The organism is Planomonospora alba (assembly GCF_039534085.1).
Taxonomy (GTDB): domain Bacteria; phylum Actinomycetota; class Actinomycetes; order Streptosporangiales; family Streptosporangiaceae; genus Planomonospora_B; species Planomonospora_B alba.
The window spans coordinates 1-1,041 of record NZ_BAAAUT010000160.1; the positions used below are offsets into that span (position 1 = coordinate 1).

Genomic DNA, 1,041 nt, shown 5'->3' on the forward strand with positions numbered 1-1,041 from the left:
CGTACGGACCTCCGCGCGCCGAGCCCGAGCGGGACACCGGTCGGCGGCGGCCACCGTCCGTTCCGGCCGGGAAGCCGCCCTGCCGGGAAGGCGGGAGGTCTTCCCGCGGGAGAGGCCGTGGAGCCCCGGGAATCGGCCGGGTCAGGACGGGGCGAGCAGCTCGTGGGCCGAGACCTCGACGGTGTCCGTGAAGCCGAGGCGTTCGTAGAGGCGGATCGCGCCGTGGTTGGCGGCGTTGACGCCGAGGGCCACGACGCCGAACTCGGCGTGTGCCGCCCGGCTCATCGCCGACGTCAGTGCGGTGCCCAGCCCGCGTCCCCGGTGGGAGGGCGCGACCGTCAGCCCGGCGAGATAGCCGACTCCGCCGTAGCTCACGTCCGCGCCGCAGGCGACCAGCTCGCCGCCGTCGCGGATGCCGTACCACCGCCGGATGTGCGGCGCGCCCGGCCGGACGGAGGAGCCCGGATTGCCGGAGTCCAGGAGCTCCGTGATCTCCCGGGCCGCCGGCAGCACCTCCACCGGGTCCGGCTCCCCGGGCGGCCGCGGCGGTCCGTCCGTCCAGCGGAACTGCCAGTCCTCGACGTGCCGGAGCCGGAGGGAGTGCAGGAATTCCCCGGTTCCCGGGGGGAGACGCAGCAGCGTTCCGGGCGGGATGAGCCCTTCATGGTGGAGCTCCATCAGCAGACGGGCCGCCTCCGCCGGTGCGCCCCTGGCGCAGAGCAGCGGCGTCCGGGGTGTCCTGCCGGACCAGGCCACCGCTCCGGTGCCGCGGTACCCGGTGGAGTGGTCTGTGAGCACCATCCGCACGTACGGATCGTCACCCGCCATCGCGAGCACACCGGCACGCCCTGTGACCCGTTCGATCCCACCGGTCCCGTCTTCGATCAGCATGATCCATTATCTGCAGGGCCGGGGCACCCAGCGTCAGCACGCCCTCCGCGCGGACGCCCCTCCCCGCGGTGAGGACCGCCCGGATGTGCTCCAGCCAGTCGTCGTCGGTGGCGGCCCCTGGACTTCCCCGGAGGGATGGCCGTTACCCCC

The 1,041-nt window shown here is 74.3% G+C and carries 1 protein-coding gene; it reads right to left on the reverse strand.

Annotated elements, in window-relative coordinates; translation table 11 throughout:
- Nucleotides 1–141 precede the first annotated feature (141 nt).
- Nucleotides 142–891: a GNAT family N-acetyltransferase gene (locus ABD823_RS34405; protein WP_344867143.1), complete on the reverse strand. Its 750-nt coding sequence runs from the start codon at nucleotides 889–891 to the stop codon at nucleotides 142–144.
- Nucleotides 892–1,041: the final 150 nt, after the last annotated feature.